The following is a 22,673-nucleotide window of genomic DNA, read 5'->3' as shown; positions in this document are numbered from 1 at the left end:
AAAAGCGCCGTTTCCATTTGTGAATAAATTAAATTTATTGCACACGTTGAGAACAGTAATTTTATCCTGGAGCCTCAGGGTAAGATACAGTTATCAGCCTGATTCACTGGAACATCTTTGCGTTAATCACCAGTTCGCAAATATACTTTTCTTTGCAAATAACAACGGCAAATATCTCATTCTCAGGGTATAATGAGAATTCCGAAAAAGAAGACTGAACACTTCATCTATCGGCTCATTAAAATACGAGAAAAATGCTATGGATAATCACATCTCATCCAGGGCCTTGCTACATCGAAGGGATGTTATAAAGAACAATCCGCGATTCGGTGAGGCAATATTAGAGCACTACACAATTAATGACACCATCTATAAAAAACAACCTCTTTTCTACAAGACAATGCTGCAGGAATCACGATTTAACATTATCCTCTCTATGTGTTGTTTTATTTTTGGAAATCAGGCGGAGTCAGTTTCAGAGATTAAAGATTTATGTTCTCGCTATAAGATAGCCAGCCCCAACAGCGTTATTGCGATCATTACGATACTGAGAACCACCGGGCGTATCAAGACCTGGCGCTGCACGGAAGACCGACGCAAAACGAGAATCGCTCCTACTGAAAAAGGCCTGAATGAACTTAAGCGTTATATGTCCGGCGCATTTTTGCCCGTCAGTATTCTTTACCCGACATTCAATATTAACGTAAACCTGCTGGACAATGATATTTTGAGAAATAACTTCTTCCGCCGCGCGGCAGAATATCTTTTTCGGGGATTAACGTTCAGGAAGGTGTTGCCTGAAGTGGGATTATTTATCGATAAAGATGGCGGACGTATGATTATGCTTTATCTTTACCTGCAGGCTATGAAAAATAAATCTGCCCATGGTGCCGTCATCGACTATTCAGCCAGCACGCTCGCAAAAGAATTTTTCGTTTCGCGTATCCACGTCAACCGGATTATCAAATCGGCTCAGGAGGCAGGCTACCTGAAAGATAGGGGTGATGGTCGACTATCGATATACCCGGCGTTTATCGAACTCGTCGAAAATTATGCCGGGTTATATTTTGCCTATGTTACGCATTACATCAACGTAGTACCCAAAGAGCGACGCCACGCTAACAACGCGACGTCAACCGTATAATTCTCCAGGCGTTCGGTCTCCCGAACGCCCTTCACCTATCGTTCCCGCAGCGCCTCTTTTGCCTTATTCAGCGGTTTCAACAGATAATCCAGAATGGTTTTGCTGCCGGTTTTAATATCAACGGTAGCAATCATGCCCGGAAAGACCGGAAATTCCTGCCCTTGCTTATTGGTCAGATGGTTACTGTCGGTACGAATATAGACGCGATAATAGTAGACATCCCTTTTCACCTCATCCTGCAGGGTGTCCGGGGAAATCATGGTCACTTCCCCTTCCAGCCCACCGTAAATGGAGTAGTCATAGGCCGTCACTTTCACCAGCGCCTTCTGACCGGGATGGATAAACGCCACATCGCGCGGCGATATTTTCGCTTCGACCACCATCTGATCGTCAAGCGGGACCAGGCTCATCAGCTTGCCGTTCGGCGGGATAACGCCTCCCACGGTCGTGACATCAATGTCCTTCACGATCCCACGAACCGGCGCATTGAAGGTCAGCCGGGTCAGGGAGTCCTCACGCCCTTTCATCACCGAACGCTGGGCTTCAATTTCCGCGTTGGCTTTCGCCAGCTCTTCACGGGCGCGAACGTAATACTGGTTTTTCATCTCGGTGATTTTATTCTCAAGCTCATTCTTTTGACGCTCAAGACGCAGCACCTCAACCTTGCTGGCCGCCCCCTGGGTCACCAGCGGCCGGGTTAATGACAGCTCGCGCTGCACCAGCTCGGCGCCCTGACGCAACCCGGCCAGCCCTTTTTCGAGACTCTCGCGCCGGGACTGGTAGAGCGCCGTTTCCTGTTTGACCAGTTCAACGTCGTCATCCAGCTCCCCCGGAAACGCCAGTTCCGTGTCGTTCACCTCGGCCTTCAGGCGCGCAGCCGTGGCCATCGCCGCATTCAGACGCGACTCACTCTCCAGCACGCTCGACTCGGTTTTTGTCCGGTCAAGCTGCGCAAGCTGCTGGCCGCGTTCCACGATGTCGCCTTCGCGCACCATCAGGCTGTGGATAATGCCGCCTTCCAGGGACTGGATGACCTGCTCATGCGAAGACGGTATCACCTTGCCGCTGCCGGTCGTCACCTCATCAAGATGGAACAGGCTCGCCCAGGCGATAAACGCCGCCAGCAGGGCGAACAACGACCATGCCACCAGGGTTGAGCGCGGCAGGCGTGGCTCCTTCAGTCGGCTATTGAAACGGGAGAAATCATTCATGCCGCGCCCTCCTCGGCAACCGCCGCCGGCTTCATGGTCACGGTGCGCTGCGCTGTCTTTTGCGGCGCCATTCCGTGCTGCTGCAGGATGGCGTCGCGCGGGCCGTCCATCACCACCTTGCCGTTTTCCAGCACGATGATGCGGTCGACCAGGTCCAGGATCGGCAGGCGATGCGTCGCCACCACCAGCGTCCGGCGTTTACCCAGCCATGTGTGAAGATGCTGAATAAACTGCTTCTCGCTCATTTCGTCCAGCCAGGCCGTTGGCTCGTCCAGCAGCAGGATAGTCGGCGAGGTGATCAGGGCACGCGCCAGCAGCAGCGCCTGACGCTGTCCGCCGGAGAGGCCAGCCCCGCCCTCGTTGATGATATAGTTCAGCCCCATTTTCTGTTTGCGCACAAACTCCAGCGCGCCGCTGTTAACCAGCGCCTGATGAATTTCGTCATCGGTCGCCAGCGGGTTCCCCATCAGGATGTTGTCCCGCACGGAGCCAAAGAACAGACGGGCCTGCTGGCTCAGCAGCTGCATGTCGCGACGCACGTCGGCCGGGTCGAGGTGATTAAGGGCAATATCGTCCAGCAGAATGCTGCCCTGCTGCGGCTCCTGCATGCCCGCCAGAAGCTGTAACAGCGTGCTTTTACCGGAGCCATTACGTCCGAGCACCGCCACGCGCTCTCCGGCGCGGATCTGCAGCTTGCTGATGTTAAGCACGGTGAGTTTCTCTTCCTCGTCGTAATAAAACCCGACGTCCTCAAGCGCATAGTCGCCGCGCAGGTGTGCCTTGTGCACCTTCTTGCCGTGCTGCGGATCGTCAATCGGCCGCTGCATCAGGTCGTCCAGCCCCTTGCGGGCCACTTTTGCCGACTGCCAGCGCGAGAGCACGCCTGAGATCTGAGACAGCGGCGCAATGGTCCGTGACGCCAGAATCGAGGTCCCCACAAGCGCACCGGTGGTCATGTCACCGCTGATGACCAGGTAACAGCCCACCAGCAGTACCACCGCATAGACGATAGACTGCACCTCCTGCGTCCAGGTGAGCAGCAGGCCCGTCAGCCAGCGCTGCTTCATGCCGACGCTGGCGGCGACGTCATTGGTGTTATTCCACTGGTTCTGGAAACGCTGCTCGGCGCGCATCAGCTTGATGTCTTCAATGCCCTGCACCGCTTCCACCAGCGTGGCGTTACGGATGGCGGATTCACGCATCCCTTCGCTGGAGAGTTTCCCTAGCGGGCGCTGCACCAGCAGGCCCGGAATAAGTAGCAGCGGAACCGCGAGCAGAACCACCAGCACCAGCGGGCCGCCAATCATCCACAGGATAAAGACGAACAGCAGGAAGAACGGCAGATCGGAGATAGCCGCAATGGTGGTGGAGGTGATGAGCTCCCGCACCGACTCCAGCTCGCGGATCTGCGCGATAAACGATCCGGTTGATTTGGATCGCGCGCCGTTTTTAATCCGCAGCGCATGGGCAAACACGCGTTCAGAGATACGCAGGTCGGCGCGTTTGCCCACCACGTCAGAAATATGCACGCGCAGCATGCGCATGATGAATTCGAACACGATGGCAATCATCACGCCGCCAAACAGCACCCACAGCGTGGCTTCCGACTGCGACGGCACCACCCTGTCGTAGACCTGCATGGAGAAGACCATGCCGGAAAGCGCCAGCACGTTGGCCACCAGCGCCACCAGCATAATGTCGCTGTAGCGTCGCCAATCCTTCAGCGCCAGCTGCCAGAACCAGTTTTTCTCATACGGTTTAATGTAGTCATCCACGCGGGCATCCGGCGTGGACTCGAGCGGGCGCAACACCATCAGCCCCTTTAGCCGCGCCCCGAGCTCGTCACGCGTCAGCGTCGTCTCCAGCCCCGCGTCGCCGCTAAACTGCAGGCTGACGTTGCCTTCGCTGTCCATGCGATTAATGACCGCGATTTGTCCGCCGGTGAATTCCGCCAGCAGCGGCAGGCGCCACGGATCGAGGGATACCGCTTCAGCCGCCACCATACGCATCCCCAGCCCAAGCTGGCGCGCCATCTCCTCCAGCACCAGCTGGCGCGGAGACTGGCTTTCATGGTTAATCGTGACCCGAACATGCTCCGCTGAGAAATCCAGCCGATAATGTTTCGCGATGATAAGCATGCCCTGCAGCCAGGGTTCGTACTGTGGATGTGTCTTCATAATCTCCGGGTTAACGCAATTCGTGTAAAAGAAACGCCAAAAGGCCGCGAGGAGCGCTCCCCGCGGCGTTGGTTTACGCAATTAACAGCTGATGGTTCGCCAGCAGCGTCGCCAGATCCGTCTGCACGCCGTTCAGGGTCACCAGAGTGGTTGGCGAGAACTGGCCGCCTGTACCGTCCAGGTCAACCTGGATCTCGGTATTGCTGCCATTCTGCACCACGCGGATGTAATCGCTGATATTGCCCGCGCTGCTGTCCAGCGTGGCCACGCCGTTCACGTAGCTCGCCGAACCCGTGCCGGTATAGCCGCTGCCGGAGAGCAGATCGCGCAGGTCAATACGATCCGTGTCCGCGGTCCCTTCCCAGGTGCCGACCGTAAAGCCGTTCACCACGTCGTGACCGTTACCGCCCGTGGCATCCGAGGCGTTGATCAGCTTGTAGAGCAACGTATCGTGACCGCCGCTGCCGATGTTGAAGGTGTCGTTCCCGCCCCGGCCTTCGAACTGGTTATCACCGCTGTTGCCGGTAATGACGTCGTCGAAGTTCGAGCCGTTAATTCCTTCAATGTTGAGCAGTCGTGACGTACCGAACCCGGTGTTCTGCGCGGTAGAAAGGCGCAAATCAACGGTTACGCCGGAGGTCGCATTGCGGTAATCCACCACGTCCATCCCACCGGTGTTGCTCCAGGTGTCATGGTCGGAATGGGTAGTCCAGCCGCCGGAACCGTTGTAGGTATAGGTGCCATCCTCTGCGATAAAGGTGTCGTTATACCCGGTTCCGGTAATGGTTCCGCTGTGGCCGCCGGTGGCCGCTTCGGCCGTCAGGACGTAGCCCTCTTTCCCGTTGCCCGCCTCCAGGCCGCTCCAGGTGACGTTATCCGACACGCCGTTGGTGATCTTCAGGATCTCGGCTGAGTAGGTTTCATTCGGATCCAGCCCGTAGAAGCTCACCAGCGCAGAGGTATCGTTCGAACCGATACCGGACTGGGCGTTGATGATCTGCGAGGCCACCAGTACGCCCGCGGCGTTGTACAGATTGACCGTATTGCCGTAGTAGGCGTTGATGCCCTCGCTGTCGACAATGTGCAGGTGCATCGCGGTGCCGTCAGCAATGGTTTTGCTGTTTTGTACCAGCACCACCTTGCCGTTCTGCTGAGAGACCAGCAGATCCTGCGCACCGTCCCAGTTGTAGTCCACTGCCGCCACGCCGGTGACGTTCGCCAGTCCGGAAGCCAGCTGGCTTGCAGTCCAGGTCGAGCCGTAACCGTTGTTGGTGAACAGCGTTGCCGTCTGCGAGCCGCCATAGCTGCTGAGCTTGACGATGTCCATCTGCCCGTCACCGTTCCAGTCCACCGCCACCGACAGATACCCCGCCGTGGCGTTAGAGGCCTCGACCGCGCTCTTGGTGGTTGAGAGCTTCCCGGTACCGTCGTTGTAGTAGATCACCCCGCCGTTGTTGTTGTAGCTGCTGCCCAGGTACAGATCCATGTAGCCATCGCCGTTGAAGTCCGCCCACGTCATGGACGCCGCCGTGGTGGTATTCGAGGCGTTGGCCACAAACACGTTCGTCAGGTTCTGACCGATAGAGAGCGTGCCGTTACCGTTGTTGTTGATCACGGTTAACGAGTACGCGCCGCTGCGGTTGGTGTGCTGAACCACATCCACGGTGCCGTCATTGTTAATATCGACGCCGGAGATTTCACGCATGGTGGTGAACTGTCCCCAGAACCCCGCGCCGCCATAAGTGCCGTCAGGCGAGAGTACCCCGTTGTTGTTGATCAGATAGGTAATGGAGTCCGCGCCGGAGTCGCCGTACGCCAGATCCAGATAACCATCCCCGGTTTTGTCGTACGCAATCACGCCGCCGTACCAGATGGTGGTCCCCATCGCCAGCTGGCTGGCGTTATAGGTGCTGCCATCGTAGGTCCACATCACCTGCGTGGATCCTGAGTAGGTGGTCTCCGTGGCGAAAATGTCCTGCGTGCCGTTGCGGTCAAAGTCGGCGGCGGTCTGGCTCACCACGTAATAGCCGCGGGTGTTGGTCAGGGTATTCCCGGCGTAGGTCGAGCTATCGCTGCTGGAGTATGACTGGCCGTTAGCAATGATGTTCCACAGACCGCTGCTGTTCATGCCGAGGGTCATGGTGGAGTTGTTGCTGTTCCCCGCCGTGGTTGCCCAGTCGGTGTTCACCGAGGTGGTATCAATCACCAGGCTACCGGTAGCCGTACCGGTGGTATTGCCGTTACCCGCGCTGCTCTTCACCTGCGCGGTCACGCTGTAGCTCGCCACGCCCAGCGCATCGCCGTCCGGGATCTGCAGATACCAGGTGTTGTGATCCGGGTCGACCACCACCGCACCGCCCGTCTGGGAGGTGTAGGTTTTGCCGTTCACCGTCACCACCAGGTATTCACCGTTCACCAGGTCAGCGGAGACGGTGCCGGTGACAATCGGCGTGGTGTCCGACGTGGTCTGCGCGGTAATCGCCGCCGTGGTGATCGGGATGCTGGTATCAACGTTCAGCACAAAGCCGTCAGACTCGGTGTAGTTACCGGCCCTGTCGGTGACGCGCACAATGTAGGTGTGATTTCCGTCGCTCAGGCCGTTGTCCTGGAAGGACCAGCTTGCACTGCCGTTCATGGTCACCTGACCGAGCAGGACCCCGTCACGATAGAGCTGCACAATTTCACCGTCGTCCGGGGCGCGGTTAAGCGTACCGTTGATCAGCGGCGAGTTATCGTCCGTTGCCACCGCGCTGCCAAAGGTGCCCTGACGCTCGCCTTCACCGTCGGTATAGCTCACGACCGTACCCACCGTGGTTGGCGGCGTGGTGTCCACCGTCACCACCTGAGAGGCGGTGGAGCCGACGTTGCCCGCCTGGTCGATAATCCGCACCTGGTAGGTGTAGTCTCCGTCAGGCAGATCGCGGGTATCGGTGTAGCTCCAGCGCTGGTTGGTGACCGTGGTATCGAGCCAGGTGTTCCCGCCGTCCAGGCTTATCTGTACGCGCTCGTCGCTTGCCAGCGCGCTGCCCAGCGAACCGTTGATGGTCAGCGTGGTGTCCATGGTGATGAAATCACTGCCGGACTGGCCGGTATCTTCGCTGATGCTGTCGATGGTGACGCCGTACTGCGGCGCGTGGGTATCCACCGTCACCGCCTGCGCGGTGGTGGCCCCAACGTTCCCCGCCTGGTCAACGACTCGCACCTGATAGTTATGGCTGCCGTCGGTCAGGGTACGCGTGTCGCTGTAGCTCCACTGCGTCCCGCTGACGGTGGCGTACACCCAGGTGCTGCCGCCGTCCATGCTCACCTGCACGTACTCACCCGCCCCTAACGCTGCGCCGAGCGTTCCGTGCAGCGTGTACGAGGTCGAACTGGTCAGGAAGTCGTTATTGTCGAATCCGGTATCCACGGTGATGTTATCCACGGTCACCGTAATCGCCGCATCCGGGGCGACCGTATCGACGGTCACCTGCTGATGGGCGCTGGCACCCACGTTGCCCGCCGCATCCACCACGCGAACGTAGTAGTCATAGGTCTGGTTACCCAGCGTGCGGCCATCGACGTAGTACCAGCTGTTGCCGGTGACGATGACGTTCTGCCAGGTGACGCCGCCGTCGATGCTGATCTGGGCGTATTCGCCGTCGGCCAGCGTCGCGCCGAGCGAGCCGTGCAGCGTCAGGGACGTATCGTTGGTGATAAAGTCGCTGCTGCTCAGACCGGTATCGTCACTGATGCTGTCGATGGCGATGGTTTTGCTCGCGTCCGGCGCAACCGTATCAATGGTCACCACCTGGCTGGCGGTGGCACTGATATTGCCCGCGTCGTCAATCACGCGCAGCTGGTAGTTGTAATCCCCGTCGGCCAGCGTGCGGCCATCAACATACGTCCAGCTCAGGCCGCTGACGCTGACGTCGGTCCAGGTGACGCCCCCGTCAAGGCTGATCTGCGCGTGGTCGCCGCTGCCCAGCGCCGCGCCGAGCGTCCCTTTCAGGCTGATCTGGTTGTCGCTGGTGATAAAGTCGCTGCCGGACAGGCCGGTATCCTGCGTAATGGAATCCACGGTAATGGTGGTTGCCGCAGGCTTCGTCAGGTCAATCACCACGTCCTGGCTGTCCGTGGCCCCCACGTTGCCCGCGTTATCAATCACGCGCACCTGGTACTGATACGTACCGTCCGTCAGGGTGCGGCCATCGGCGTAGCGCCAGGTGGTGCCGGTCACGGTCAGGTCGATCCAAGTGACGCCGCCGTCGAGGCTGATCTGCGCCTTCTCGTTATTGCCGAGCTGCGCGGTCAGCGAGCCGTTGACGACGACCTGGCTGTCGTTGGTGATGAAATCCGTTGCGCTCAGGCCGGTGTCGTTTTGCAGCGAATCAATAGCGATCCCCATCGACGGCGCGGTCAGATCGACCGTGACGGTATGGTTATCGCTGGCGCTGTTGCCGATGGTATTGCTGACCTGCGCGTTAATCACGTACGAGCCGCCGTCTGCCAGCGCGGTCACGTCAGCGCTTCCCACCGTGTAGCTCCAGGTACCGTCATTCTGCACGGTCGCCGTATAGGTTTTACCGTTCAGCGTGATGGTCACCGTCTGGCCTACAGGCGCGTCGGTGGTGCCGCTGATGACCAGCGGCGTGCCGTGCTCGGCGGCGTTGACGATATCGTCCTGCGCAAAGGTATTAATGGTGATGGTTGGGACATCGCCGTTCAGCGTCACGTCGTGCGTTGCGCTGCCCGGGTTGCCCGCCCTGTCGCTTACCGTAGCCGTAATGGTGTAATCCCCGTCGCTCAGGCCGAGGAAATCACGGCCCGGCACGAAGACCGACCACGATCCGTCCGCCCCGACGGTCGCCTGATAGCTGTGCCCGCTGAAGGAGACGGTCACCGTCTGGCCCTGTTCCGCCGTGGTGGTGCCACGGATGGTCTGGCCCGCCAGCTGCTCGGCGTTGTTGACGATATCGTCATCGGCCACGGTGCTGATGGTTACGGCTGGCGCGACGGTGTCTACCGTTAAGGTGTGCGTGGTCTGGCCGTTATTACCCGCTTTGTCGTTGACCGAGGCGGTCACCGTCAGCGCACCCTGGCTCAGCGCAGCCAGATCGGCTGCCGGAACGTCGAGCGTCCAGGTGCCGTCGCTGCCGACAAGCGCAGTGTAGGTTTTGCCGCCCAGCGTCACGGTAACGGTCTGACCCGCCTCCGCGCTGGAAGATCCGTGCACGGTCAGCGGCAGCTGGGCTTCCGCCGCGTTCAGCATGTCGTCAGCCGACAGCGTCGCAATGCTCACCACCGGCGCAGTGGTATCCACGCTGATGCCGTGCGTCGCCGACGCGCTGTTGCCCGCGCTGTCCTGCGCCGACACGGACACCTGATAGCGCGCGCCATCGGCCAGGGCACCCACGTCTGCGGCCGGAACGGTGGTCGTCCAGCTGCCGTCGCTCTGGATGGTGGCCGTATAGCTCTTGCCGTTCAGCGTCACGGTAACCTGCGTCCCGCTGGCGAGCTGGGCGCTGGAGCCGTTAATCACCAGGGACGAACCGGCTTCAGCCGCGTTGATGACGTCGTCACCGCTAACGGTGTTCACCGTCAGCGCCACGGAGGCGGTGTTGACCACCACGTCATGGGTCTGGGTGCTGCTGTTGCCCGCGCTGTCGGTAATGGTCGCGCTGAGGGTCACGGTGCCGTCGGTCAGCGCGGAAATCACGCTGGCCGGGACGCCCACGCTCCAGTTGCCGCTGGCGTCAACGGTAGTGGTGTACTGGTTCGAACCGATGGTGATGACCAGCTTATCGCCGACGCTCGCGCCGGTTGCCGTGCCGCTGACAATCTGCGCCTGCACGTGCTCCACGCTGTTGATGACGTTATCGCCCGCGACAGCGTTAAAGCTGACGGTCGGCGGCGTGGTATCAAGCGTAATCGCTTTGCCCGCGCTGCCCGGGTTACCCGCGGCGTCGCTCACGCTGACCTGCACGGTGTAGCCGTTATCCGCCAGTGCGGACAGGTCGGTGCCCGGCACGTTCACGCTCCAGATACCGCCCTGCTGCACCTGGGCGGTATAGCTCTTACCGCCCAGGGTCACGGTGACCGTCTGCCCGACTTCCGCCGTGGTGGTGCCGGAAATGGCCACGCCCGCAGACGCTTCGCTGGCGTTAATCACGTTGTCGCCAGCGACCGTATCAATGCTCACGGTTGGCGCAGTCGCGTCCACGCTGTACTCGCGGCCCGCCGAGGCGCTGTTGCCGTGCGCGTTGGTGACGCTCACCTGCACGCTGGCGTCACCGTCCTTCAGGCCCGCGAGATCCGCAGACGGCACGGTTGCCGTCCAGCGGCCGTCAGCATCCACCTTCGCGGTATACGTCTTGCCGCCGAAGGTAATGGTAACGGTCTGGTTTTCCTCCACGTTCGAGGTGCTGCCGGAGAGCACCAGATCCGCGCCTTTCTCCGCCGTGTTAATCACGTCGTCGGTGGCAATCGCATCGATGCTGACGGCAACGACAGACAGATCGACCGTTACGTCATGGCTGATGGTCACCGGGTTGCCCGCCGCGCTCTGGCCCGCAACGGTGACAGTGACCGTACCTGCTGCGAAGGCCCCGACGTCTGCCGCCGGGATCGCCGCGCTCCAGGAACCGTCTGCCAGCACGGAGGCCGCATAGGTTTTGCCATTGATTGTCACGGTGAGCGTTGTACCTGCCGCCAGCCCGTCGCTGGAGCCGGAGACGATCAGGTTTTGACTATGTTCGATGCTGTTGATCACATCGTCGCCCGCCACGGTATCGACGCGCAGGCCGGGCAGGCTGGCGTCGATAACGATTTCGCGCTCGCCCGCTCCCGTGTTGCCGTGGCCGTTGGTGACGGTTGCCGATACGGTCAAATCCCCGTTGCCCAGCGCCGTCAGGACGGACTCCGGCACGTTAACGGACCAGGTCAGATCGCTCTGCACCGTTGCGGTGTAAGTGTTACCACCAATGGTGACGGTGACGGTATTGCCCGCTTCGGCATTCGCCACGGTGCCGCTGATGATCTGACCTGCCGCCACTTCCGCCGCGTTGATGACGTTGTCGCCCGCCACGGTATTGATGGTGACGGTCGGCAGCGCGGTATCGACCAGCAGATTCGCGATGTTGCTGACGCTGTTGCCCACACCGTTAGTGGCGGTCGCGTTCAGGGTGTAGTTGGCCTGGCCGAGACCCGCCAGATCCGCTGCCGGAACGGTCAGGCTCCAGGTGCCGTCTGCCGCCGTGGTGCCCGTGTAGTTTTTACCGTTGAGGGTCACGGTCACCACGGTGCCTTCCGACAGGTTGGCGCTGGTGCCGCTGACGCTCAGATCCTGCCCCTTCTCCACCGCGTTCAGTACGTCATCGCCGCTGATGGCGTTGAAGGCCACGGACGGCAGGCCGGTGTCAACGGTCACGTTATGCGTGCCAGTGCCGGTATTGCCCGCCGCGTCGGTGACCGACGCCGTGACGGTTACGGTGCCGTCGCTGAGGCCGGAAATCACGCTGGCCGGGACGCCCACGCTCCAGTTACCCGCCGCGTCCAGCACGGTGGTGTAAGTCTGGCCGCCGATGGTCACGGTCACCTTATCGCCCGCCGCCGCGCCGGTGGCGGTGCCGCTGACGATGTGCGCCTGGCTGTGTTCTGCGAGGTTAATGACATCATCGCCCGCCACGGTATTGATGGTCACCGCAGGCACGGTCACGTCCACCGTCAGAGTGTGATCAACCGACGCCGGGTTGCCCGCTTTGTCGCTGACGCTCGCCGTCACGATGACGCTGCCGTCGCCGAGCGCCGCCAGATCCGCCGCCGGAACGCTCAGCGTCCAGCTGCCGTCCGCGCCTGCGGTTGTGGTGTAGTCTTTGCCGTTCAGCGACACGGTCACGGTCTGACCCGCTTCGGCGGTGGTGGTGCCGGACACGGTCAGATCGCTCTTCGCTTCGGCGGCATTCAGAATATCGTCAGACGCAAGGGTATGAATGGTCACGGACGGCGCGGTGGCATCCACGCTGTACTCACGCCCCGCCGAGGCGCTGTTGCCGTTCACGTTGGTGACGCTCACCTGCACGCTGGCGTCGCCATCCTTGAGGTGGGCCAGATCCGCAGACGGTACGGTCCAGGTCCAGTTGCCGCTGTCGTCCACCGTGGTGGTGTAGATTTTGCCGTTCAGGCTGATGGTCACGGTTTGCCCGGCCTCAACGTGGGTGGTCGCACCGGACAGCACCAGATCCGCGCCCTTCTCCGCCGCGTTAATCACGTCGTCGATGGCGATGGAGTTGATGCTGATGGCAACGGTCGCCAGATCCACGGTCACATCGTGGCTGATGGTAATCGGGTTACCCGCTGAACTGTCGCCGGTAACGCTGATTTTGACGGTGCCTTCCGGCCACGCGCTCACGTCCGCTGCCGGAACAGCCGCGCTCCAGGTGCCGTCCGCCAGCACCATGGCCGCATAGTCTTTACCGTTGACGGTGACGGTCAGCGCCGTGCCCGACGCCAGCCCGTCGCTGGAGCCGGTGACGATCAGGTTCTGCGCATGCTCAATGCTGTTGATGACGTTGTCGCCCGCCACGGTGTCCACGCGCAGGCCCGGCAGGTTAGCGTCGATAGCGATTTCGCGCTCGCCAGTGCCGGTGTTGCCGTGGCCGTTGGTGACGGTCGCCGTTACGCTCAGGCTGCCGTTGCCCAGCGCGGTCAGCACGTCAGACGGCACGTTCACGGACCAGGTCAGATCGTTCTGCACCGTCGCGGTATAGCTGTTGCCGCCAATGGTCACGGTCACGGTGTTGCCCGCTTCGGCATTCGCCACGGTGCCGCTCAGCGTCTGGCCTGCGGCCACTTCCGCCGCGTTAATGACGTTATCGCCCGCCACGGCGTTGATGTTGACCGTTGGCAGCGCGGTGTCCACCAGCAGGTTCGCGGTGTTGCTCACGCTGTTGCCCACGCCGTTGGTGGCGGTTGCGTTCAGGGTGTAGTTAGCCTGGCCGAGACCCGCCAGATCTGCTGCAGGAACCGTCAGGCTCCAGGTGCCGTCTGCGGCGGTCGTCGCCGTGTAGTTTTTACCGTTCAGGGTCACGGTCACCACGGTGCCTTCCGCCAGGTTGGCGCTGGTGCCGCTGACGCTCAGATCCTGTCCCTTCTCCACCGCGTTCAGCACGTTATCGCCGCTGATGGCGTTGAAGGCCACGGACGGCAGACCGGTATCGACGGTCACGTTATGCGTGCCGGTGCCGGTATTGCCCGCCGCGTCGGTGACCGACGCCGTGACGGTCACGGTGCCGTCGCTGAGGCCGGAAATCACGCTGGCCGGGACGCCGACGCTCCAGTTGCCCGCCGCGTCCAGCACGGTGGTGTAAGTCTGGCCGCCGATGGTGACGGTGACCTTATTGCCCGCTGCCGCGCCGGTGGTGGTGCCGCTGATGATGTGCGCCTGGCCGTGCTCAGCGATGTTAATCACGTCGTCGCCCGCCACGGTATTGATGGTCACCGCAGGCACGGTGATATCTACCGCCAGGTTGTGATCCACCGATGCCGGGTTGCCCGCTTTATCGCTGACCGATGCGGTGACGGTCACGCTGCCGTCCGTCAGGGCCGCAACATCGGCCGCCGGAACGTTCAGCGTCCAGCTGCCGTCCGCGCTGACGGTTGTGGTGTAGTCTTTACCGTTCAGCGATACGGTGACCGTCTGGCCCGCTTCGGCGGTGGTGGTACCGGAAACGCTCAGATCGCTCTTCGCTTCGGTGGCATTGAGAATGTCGTCCGTCGCCAGGGTGTTGATGGTCACCGACGGCGCGGTGGTATCCACGCTGTACTCGCGGCCTGCCGAGGCGCTGTTGCCGTTCACGTTGGTGACGCTCACCTGCACGCTGGCGTCGCCGTCTTTCAGACCCGCCAGGTCGGCCGCTGGCACCGTGGTCGTCCATTTGCCGTCGGCGCCTACAATCGCGGTGTAGCTCTTGCCGCCGAAGGTGATGGTAACGGTCTGGTTTTCCTCAACGTTTGAGGTCGCCCCGGAGAGCACCAGATCCGCGCCCTTCTCAGCGGCATTAATCACGTCGTCAGTAGCAATCGCATCGATGCTGATGGCAACGGTCGCCAGATCCACCGTCACATCGTGGCTGATGGAAACCGGGTTACCGGCGCTGCTCTGGCCCGCAACGGTCACGGTAACCGTGCCCGCATTCAGCGCACCCACGTCCGCCGCCGGGATCGCTGCGCGCCAGGAGCCGTCCGCCAGCACGGTCGCCGGATAGGTTTTGCCGTTTACGGTCACGGTCAGCGCCGAGCCCGCCGCCAGCCCGTCGCTGGAGCCGGTGATAATCAGATTCTGCCCGTGTTCGATGCTGTTGATCACGTCATCACCCGCCACGGTATCCACGCGCAGGCCCGGCAGGTTAGCGTCTATCACGATTTCGCGCTCAGCGGATCCGCTGTTGCCGACGCCGTTGGTCACGCTGGCTGACACGGTCAAATCGCCGTTGCCCAGCGCGGTCAGCACGTCGGACGGCACGTTAACGAACCAGGTCAGATCGCTCTGCACCGTTGCGGTGTAGCTGTTGCCGCCAATCGTCACGGTCACGGTGTTGCCCGCTTCGGCATTCACCACCTTACCGCTGATGGTCTGGCCGGCTGCCAGCTCCGCCGCGTTAATAATGTCGTCGCCTGCAATGGTGTTGACGATCACGCCCGGCAGAACGGACTCCACGTTCACGGTGTGCGATGCGCTGGTGCTGTTACCGACGCTGTCCGTTGCCGAGGCGGTGACGGTATAAAGCGCCTCGCCCAACTGACCGACTTCGTTCGCCGGAACGGTGGTGGTCCATTTTCCGTTATCGTCCACCTGCGCGCTGTACGCTTTGCCGTTGAGCATCACGGTTACCACCGCGCCTGCCGCCAGGCCGGAAGCCGTACCGGAGAGGGTCAGATCCTGAGTTTTCTCGCTGTTGTTGATCACATCGTCACCAGAAACGGTGTCAATGGTCAGCCCCGGCGCGGTCAGGTTCACCTCCACGCCGTGCGTGGCGCTGTTGCTGTTGCCCGCTTTATCGGTCAGCGCCGCGGTAATAGTGTGATCCCCGGCGGCGAGCGCGGTGACGTCCGCCGCAGGCACGCCCACGCTCCAGTTGCCGGAGGCATCCAGGGTGGCGGTGTAGGATTTGCCGTTGAGGGTGACGGTGACCACATCGCCCGCCGCCGCGCCGGTCACGGAACCGGTGACAATCAGGGCCTGCGCATGCTCGGCGCTGTTGATCACGTCATCGTCGGAAACGGTGTTAATCGTCAGCTGCGGGACGGTGGTATCCACCAGCACGTCGCGATCCGCTGAGGCCGGGTTGCCCGCCTTATCAGACACGGCGGCGCTGACGGTGTAGTTGCCGTCGGTAATTGCGCCCATGTCAGCAGACGGCACGGTCACGCTCCAGCTGCCGTTAGCCTGCACGGTGGTGGTATAGTCCACACCGTTCAGGGTCACGGTGACGGTCTGGCCCGCTTCGGCGTTGGTCACGCCGTTAATCACCAGATCCTGCTGCGCTTCGGCCGCATTGATGATGTTGTTGTCGCTGACAATTTCAATAGACACCGTCGGCGCGGTGGCGTCCACGCTGTACTCGCGACCCGCCGTGGCGCTGTTGCCGTTCACGTTGGTGACGCTCACCTGCACGCTGGCATCGCCGTCCTTCAGACTGCCCAAATCGGCAGACGGTACGGTCGCCGTCCAGTTGCCGCTGGCATCCACCGTCGCGGTGTACGACTTGCCGCCGAAGGTGATGGTAACGGTCTGGTTTTCTTCCACGTTGGTGGTGGAGCCGGACAGCACCAGGTCCACTCCTTTCTCCGCCGCGTTAATCACGTCGTCCGAAGCAATCGGGTCAATGCTGATGGCGACTGCCGCCAGATCCACCTTCACGTCATGGCTGATGGAAACCGGGTTGCTCGCTGCGCTCTGGCCTTCCACGGTCACGGTAACCGTGCCCGCATTCAGCGCGCTGACGTCGGCCGCCGGAATGGCCGCCGTCCAGGTGCCGTCCGCCAGTACGGTTGCCGCGTAGGTTTTGCCGTTGACGGTGACCGTCAGCGCCGCGCCCGCTGCCAGACCGTCGCTGGAGCCGGTGATAATCAGGTTTTGAGCGTGTTCGATGCTATTGATCACATCGTCGCCCGCCACGGTATCGACGCGCAGGCCCGGCAGGTTGGCATCAATAACGATTTCGCGCTCGCCCGTTCCGGTGTTGCCGTGGCCGTTGGTGACGCTGGCTGACACCGTCAGATCGCCGTTACCGATGGCGGTTAAGACCGAGGACGGCACGTTGACCGACCAGCTCAGGTCGTCCTGAACCGTCGCGGTCCAGGTATTGCCACCGACTGAAACAGTGACAGTGTCACCGCTCGCTGCGCCGCTCACTTTTCCGCTCAGGGTCTGCCCGCTAGCCACTTCCGCCGCGTTAATGACGTCGTCCGTGGCGACAGGGTTGATGGTGACCTGCGGCAGCGCGCTGTCGACCAGCACGCTGTGCCCGGTGCTCGCGCTGTTGCCTGCGGCGTCGGTTACGCTCGCCGTCACGGCGTAGCTCGCTTCGCCCAGCGCAGAGACGTTTGCCGCCGGAACGGTCACGCTCCAGTTCCCGCTCGCGTCGGCGGTGGCCGTATAGCTGATGCCGTTCAGGGTCACCGTAATGGTCGTGCCATCCGGCTGGTTGCTGGTGCCGGACACCAGCAGATCCTGGCCTTTCTCGGTCGCGTTGATCACGTCGTCAACCGCCAGGGTATTAATGGCAATTACCGGCGCGGTCAGGGAGACGTCAAATTCGTGCGTCGCGGTGGTGCTGTTACCGGCTTTGTCGGTGAGGGTCGCAGAGATCGTCTGCTCGCCGTTTGCCAGCGCGCCCACGTCCGCCGCAGGAACGCCCACGCTCCAGTTGCCGGACGCGTCCAGCATAGCGGTGTAGTCTTTGCCGTTCAGGGTCACGGTAATCACGTCGCCCGCCTGCGCGCCCGTCACCTTACCGGAGACGATCAGCGCCTGGCCGTGCTCGGCAATATTCACGATGTCGTCGCCCGCAACGATGTTGAAGGTGATCTGCGGCACGGTGGTGTCGACCAGCACCGAGGAACCTGCGCTGGCCGGGTTACCTGCTTTGTCGGACACGGTCGCCGTGACCGCCGCGCTGCCGTCGGTGATGCCCGCCAGATCCGCCGCAGGCACGTCGAGCGTCCAGCTGCCGTCCGCCTGCACCTGCGCGGTGTACTGATTGCCGTTGAAGGTCACGGTGACCGTCTGGCCCGCTTCGGCAGTAGAGGTCCCGCTCAGGGTCAGATCCTGCGCCGCCTCTGCCGCGTTCAGCATATTGTCATTGCTGATGGTGTTGATGGTCACCGTCGGCGCGGTGGTATCGACGCTGAATTCCTGCACCGAAGACGCCGCGTTACCGTTCACGTTGGTGACGCTGACCTGCACGCTGGCGTCACCGTCTTTCAGGCCGCTCAGATCGGCAGCCGGAACGGTCCAGGTCCAGTCGCCGTTGCCATCCACCGTCGTGGTATAGGTTTTACCCGCAAAGGTGATGGTGACGGTCTGGCCCGCTTCCACGTTGGCGGTGGTGCCGGACAGCACCAGGTCCTGGCCTTTTTCCGCCGCGTTAAGCACGTTGTCGTCGGTCACGCTGCTGATGGTGATGGCGACCGGCGCGAGATCGACGTCAACGACAGTGCCGATGGTCACCGGGTTACCGGAGGCATCCTGCGCGCTTGCCTTGATATCCAGCGAGCCATCCGCCCACTGGGACACGTCCGCCGCCGGTACCGCTGCCTGCCAGGTGCCGTCGGCCAGCACCGTTGCGGAATACGCTTTGCCGTTAATGGTCACGGTGACGGCGCTGCCCGCCGCCAGATCGGTGCTGGTGCCGGAGACAATCAGATTCTGGGCGTGTTCGATGACGTTAATCACGTCGTCACCTGCGACCGTATCAATACGCAGTCCCGGAAGCTGGGCGTCGATGGTGAAGTCGAGAGAAGAAGAACCGGTATTACCGTGCGCGTTGGTCACGCTGGCGGATACGGTGAGGTCGCCATTGCCGAGCGCGGTGAACTGGCTTTCGCTTAACGGCAGGCTCCAGGTGAGATCGTCCTGCACGGTAGCCGTGTAAGTCTGACCGCCGATGATAATCGTGACAGCGTCACCTGCCGCCGCGTTCGTCACCTTACCGGACAGGGTTTGCCCTGCCGCCACTTCCGCCGCGTTAACGATATTGTCGCCCGCCAGCGTGTTGATCGTCACCACCGGCAGCGAGCTGTCCACCAGCACATCGTGTGAGGTTGAGGCGCTGTTGCCTACGCTATCCGTGACGCTCGCCGTCACGGTGTAATGAGCTTCTCCCAGGGCGCTTACGGCCAAGGCCGGTACGGTCACGCTCCAGTTGCCGCTGGCGTCGGTGGTGGTGGTGTAGTTGATGCCGTTCAGGTTAACGGTGACGCGCGTGCCTTCCGGCTGGTTGCTGGTGCCGGAGAGCAGCAGATCTTCGCCCTTCTCGGTCGCATTGATTACGTCGTCCGCCGCCAGCGTGCTGATACCAATAACAGGCGTCACGGTATTCACTACCACATCCAGCGAACTGCTTCCGGTGTTGCCGGATCGGTCGGTCACGGAGACGTCGATGGTCCAGGTGCCGTCCGCCAGACCCTGCACGACGGGCGCCGGCAGGCCGAGGCTCCAGTAGCCCGCCGCATCCACCACGGTGGTGTAATCGACGCTGTTAATGGTGATAGTCACCAGGTCACCCGCTGCCGCACCGGTGACGGAGCCGCTCAGGATCTGCGCCTGTGAATGGGCGAGCTGGTTAATGGTATTGGTGGCGGTGACAAAGTCATTAATGGTCACCTGCGGTACAGTCGCATCCACCAGACCCACGCGATCGGCGCTGCTGCTGTTGCCCGCCACGTCGCTCACGGTTGCCGTCACGGTAACGATTCCGTCCGTCAGGGCACCGACGTCAGCCGCCGGGACGCTCAGCTGCCAGGTACCGTCCGTCTGGACCGTGGTCTGATACGTTTTGCCGTTCAGCGTCACGGTGACCGTCTGGCCGGGTTCCGCACTGCTGCTGCCGCTTAACAGTAAATCCTGCTGCGCTTCTGCCGCATTAATGATGTTGTCGGCGGTCAGGTTATCGAGCGTAATCGCCGGTGGCTGCGTATCCACCGTGACAACGCGCGCCGCGTCCGCGCTGTTGCCGCTGACGTTAGTGACGCTGACGCTCACCTGCGCGCGCCCGTCGGTCAGGGTTTCCATGGCGCTGGCGGGTACAGTCAGGCTCCAAGAGCCATCCTGCTGCACCTGCGCAGTAAAGGTCTGGTCAGCGAATTTCACCACCACGGTCTGCCCCGCTTCCACGCCCTGCGTCTGGCCGGAAAGGGTTAAATCACCGCCTTTTTCTGCCGCATTCAGCAGGTCGTCGCCGGAGACGGTATCAATGGTGACCGCCACGGCGTTCAGATCGAGTTCAATCGGGTGTTCAGCCGCAACGGGATTGCCCCAGTCATCTACCGCGCTGACGCTCACCGTCATGCCGCCCGCCGTCCAGGCCTGCAGGTCCGCCGCCGGAACGCCGATCTGCCAGTTGCCGCTGGCGTTAACCGCGGTAACGTACTCAACGTTGTTGATGGTGACGATAATCTGCGTGCCCGCGGCCAGATGGCTACTGGAGCCGGTGACGCTCAGATCCTGCTGCTGCTCAATGGCGTTGATCACGTCATCGCCGGAAATGGTGTTCACGCGCAGACCCGGCAGCTCCGCGTTGATATTGATATCACGCTCGCCGGTGCCGGTATTGCCGTGCCCGTTGGTCACCGACGCGGTGAAGGTTAAATCGCCGTCGCCGAACGCCTGAAGATCCGCTGATGGGATCTTCACGCTCCAGGTCAGATCGCTGCCAACCGTTGCGGTGTAGCTCTTGCCGCCTGCGGTGATGGAGACGGTATCGCCCGCCGCCGCGCCGGTAACGCGACCGCTGAGGGTTTGATCGACGCCCGCTTCGGCGTTATTGACCAGGTTGTCGCCCGCAAAAGTATTGATGATGACCTGCGGAAGAACGGTATCCACCAGCAGATTCGCTTCGGCAGAACCGCTGTTACCCACGCTGTCGGTACCGCTGACGCTGACGGTGTAAAGCGTGTTCGCCAGATTCAGGACGTCGGAAACCGGCACCTGGACCGCCCAGATACCGTTTTCGACGGTGGCCTGATAGTTGACGTTGTTCAGCGTCACGGTGACGGTGGTGCCGTCCGGCAGGTTGCTGGTGCCGGTCAGGCTCAGCGGCTGCATCGCCTCCTGGGCATTCAGGACGTTATCCTGGCTGATAGCGTCAATCGTAAATTCTGGCGGATGTCCACTCAGCGTAATGTCGTGCGTGGCGCTGCCGGTGTTGCCTGCCGCATCAGTGACGGAAACTGAAATCGTGTGGTTACCTTCACCCAGCGCGCCCAGCACGAACGCCGGCACGCCCACGCTCCAGCTGCCGTCCGCCAGCACCACGCCGGTGAAGGTCTGACCGCCAAGGGTTACGGTGACCACATCGCCCGCGGCGGCACCGCTCGCCTGGCCGGAAATAATGTGCGCCTGGCCCTGCTCGCTGATATTAAGGATATCGTCGCCCGCCACGGTATGGATGGTGATGACCGGCGCGACGGTATCCACCGTGAAATCTGCCGTCACGGACGAACCGTTGCCCGCTTTGTCGCTCACGTTAACCGTCAGGGTGTGATTACCCTCATTGAGCGCCTGCACGTCGCCCGCCTCCAGCGTGACGGACCAGGTGCCGTCGCTGCCCACCGTGGCGTTATAATTTTTACCGTTCAGGGTGACCGTGACGATCTGACCGGCTTCCGCATTCGTTTTACCGGTTAGCGTCAGCGGCTGATTATGCTCAGCCGCATTAATGATGTTGTCCTGTGCGAGGGTATCGACAGAGATGGTTGGCGCGGTGGTATCCACGCCAATCGTCTGGCTTCCGCTGACGGTGTTACCCGCCGCGTCTTTGCCGCTGACGTTGACGGTCCAGGTACCATCGACCAGCGCCTGCGCGTCGGCCGCGGGTACGTTAACGCTCCACGCGCCGTCTGCCCCGACTTCAGCCGCGTAGGTTTTGCCGTTCAGCGTCACGGTGAGTTCGGTACCCTGCGCCAGATTTTTGCTGGCGCCGGAGAGCGTAAAGCCCGCAGATTGCTCGCTGGCGTTCAGCACGTTATCGCCCGCCGTGGTGGCAAGCGTAATGGCGGCCTCGGCGGTCGAGACCGTTACGGTGATGTTGCCCGCATTGGTGGTTTTACTGCCGTCGATCTGCACGACCGACCAGGTGTGCTCCCCGTCCGTCTGGGTCGGTAATATTACCGTCCACGTGCCGTCTTTACCGACCATGGTGCTGGCAATGGTGCTGCCGCTGCTGTCTTTGATCTGAATGGTCGCGCCCGGCTGACCGGTGCCGCTAAAGGTTGGGTTGCTGTCGTCCGTGATCTCGTTTGCACTCAGCACGCCCTGCTTGTCACCCGCTTTATCCGACAGCAAGAAGGTCGGCGTGGCGCTTTCAACTTCTTTGGTATTATCAATGACTTTTGTTTTCGTCTCGCCGTCACCGCCGTTTGCCAGCAGTGCCCCGATGGCACCGCCGCCTAACGCAGCTCCCGCAATCCAGCCCCACGGCGCGTCGCTTAAAACACTTTCCTGCTCGAGGAAAGGTTGAATGCTGCTAATCGATGTGGCCTGCGCGGTTAACTCGGTCACCGCAACGCCTGACGCTTCCCCGGCATCGGCAAAAGAAATATGTGTCAGTTCCTGACGGTCGTTGAATACCAGTTCTGACTGGTTATGCGTCTCTGGATCTTCGACAAAATAGTTGTTGCAGCGAATAACGCTGCCATCTTTCATATAAATGAGGAGGTCTTTCCCCTGACGGACATAACGCGCCACATCCTGAGCAGAACCCTGGATTTCAATCACGCTCGGCGATGAAATAGAGACCGACAGATTTCCTTCGCCGGTTAATTTCGTTTTCTCCGCCGTTTTGCGAATGATGACATCAACAACCTTTACGTTACTCATTTCTTCTCCTTGCAGGTGTGCGGATTCCTGTGGATATGTCCACCAGACGGATGTAGCTATCC

Annotated in this window: 4 protein-coding genes; 1 reads left to right on the top strand and 3 read right to left on the bottom strand. The window is 61.3% G+C overall.

Annotation, left to right across the window (positions count from 1 at the left end; genetic code table 11):
- Positions 1-259: 259 nt before the first annotated feature.
- Positions 260-1,144, top strand: a complete 885-nt coding sequence (locus P349_RS18830) for a hypothetical protein (RefSeq protein ID WP_024908390.1) — start codon at positions 260-262, stop codon at positions 1,142-1,144.
- A 35-nt stretch (positions 1,145-1,179) separates the two neighbouring features.
- Here P349_RS18830 and P349_RS18835 read toward each other — a convergent pair whose 3' ends face one another.
- The 3 genes from P349_RS18835 to P349_RS18845 all read right to left on the bottom strand — a co-directional run bounded on the left by P349_RS18835 (position 1,180) and on the right by P349_RS18845 (position 22,611).
- Positions 1,180-2,355: an HlyD family type I secretion periplasmic adaptor subunit gene (locus P349_RS18835; protein WP_024908389.1), complete on the bottom strand. Its 1,176-nt coding sequence runs from the start codon at positions 2,353-2,355 to the stop codon at positions 1,180-1,182.
- The gene (locus tag P349_RS18840; protein WP_032647094.1) at positions 2,352-4,532 is read right to left on the bottom strand and encodes a type I secretion system permease/ATPase; all 2,181 of its coding nucleotides are present in this window, start codon (positions 4,530-4,532) and stop codon (positions 2,352-2,354) included. Before P349_RS18840 ends, P349_RS18835 begins: the two co-directional genes overlap by 4 nt.
- A gap of 73 nt (positions 4,533-4,605) precedes the next feature.
- A complete protein-coding gene (locus tag P349_RS18845; protein WP_032647092.1) occupies positions 4,606-22,611 on the bottom strand; it encodes an Ig-like domain-containing protein in 18,006 nt (6,001 codons plus the stop codon).
- Positions 22,612-22,673 lie beyond the last annotated feature (62 nt).

Source organism: Enterobacter sp. DC4 (assembly GCF_000568095.1).
In the GTDB taxonomy this organism is placed as follows: Bacteria; Pseudomonadota; Gammaproteobacteria; order Enterobacterales; family Enterobacteriaceae; genus Enterobacter; species Enterobacter pseudoroggenkampii.
Note: the sequence above shows the minus strand (reverse complement) of the source record. Positions and strands in the feature narration are given on the sequence as shown.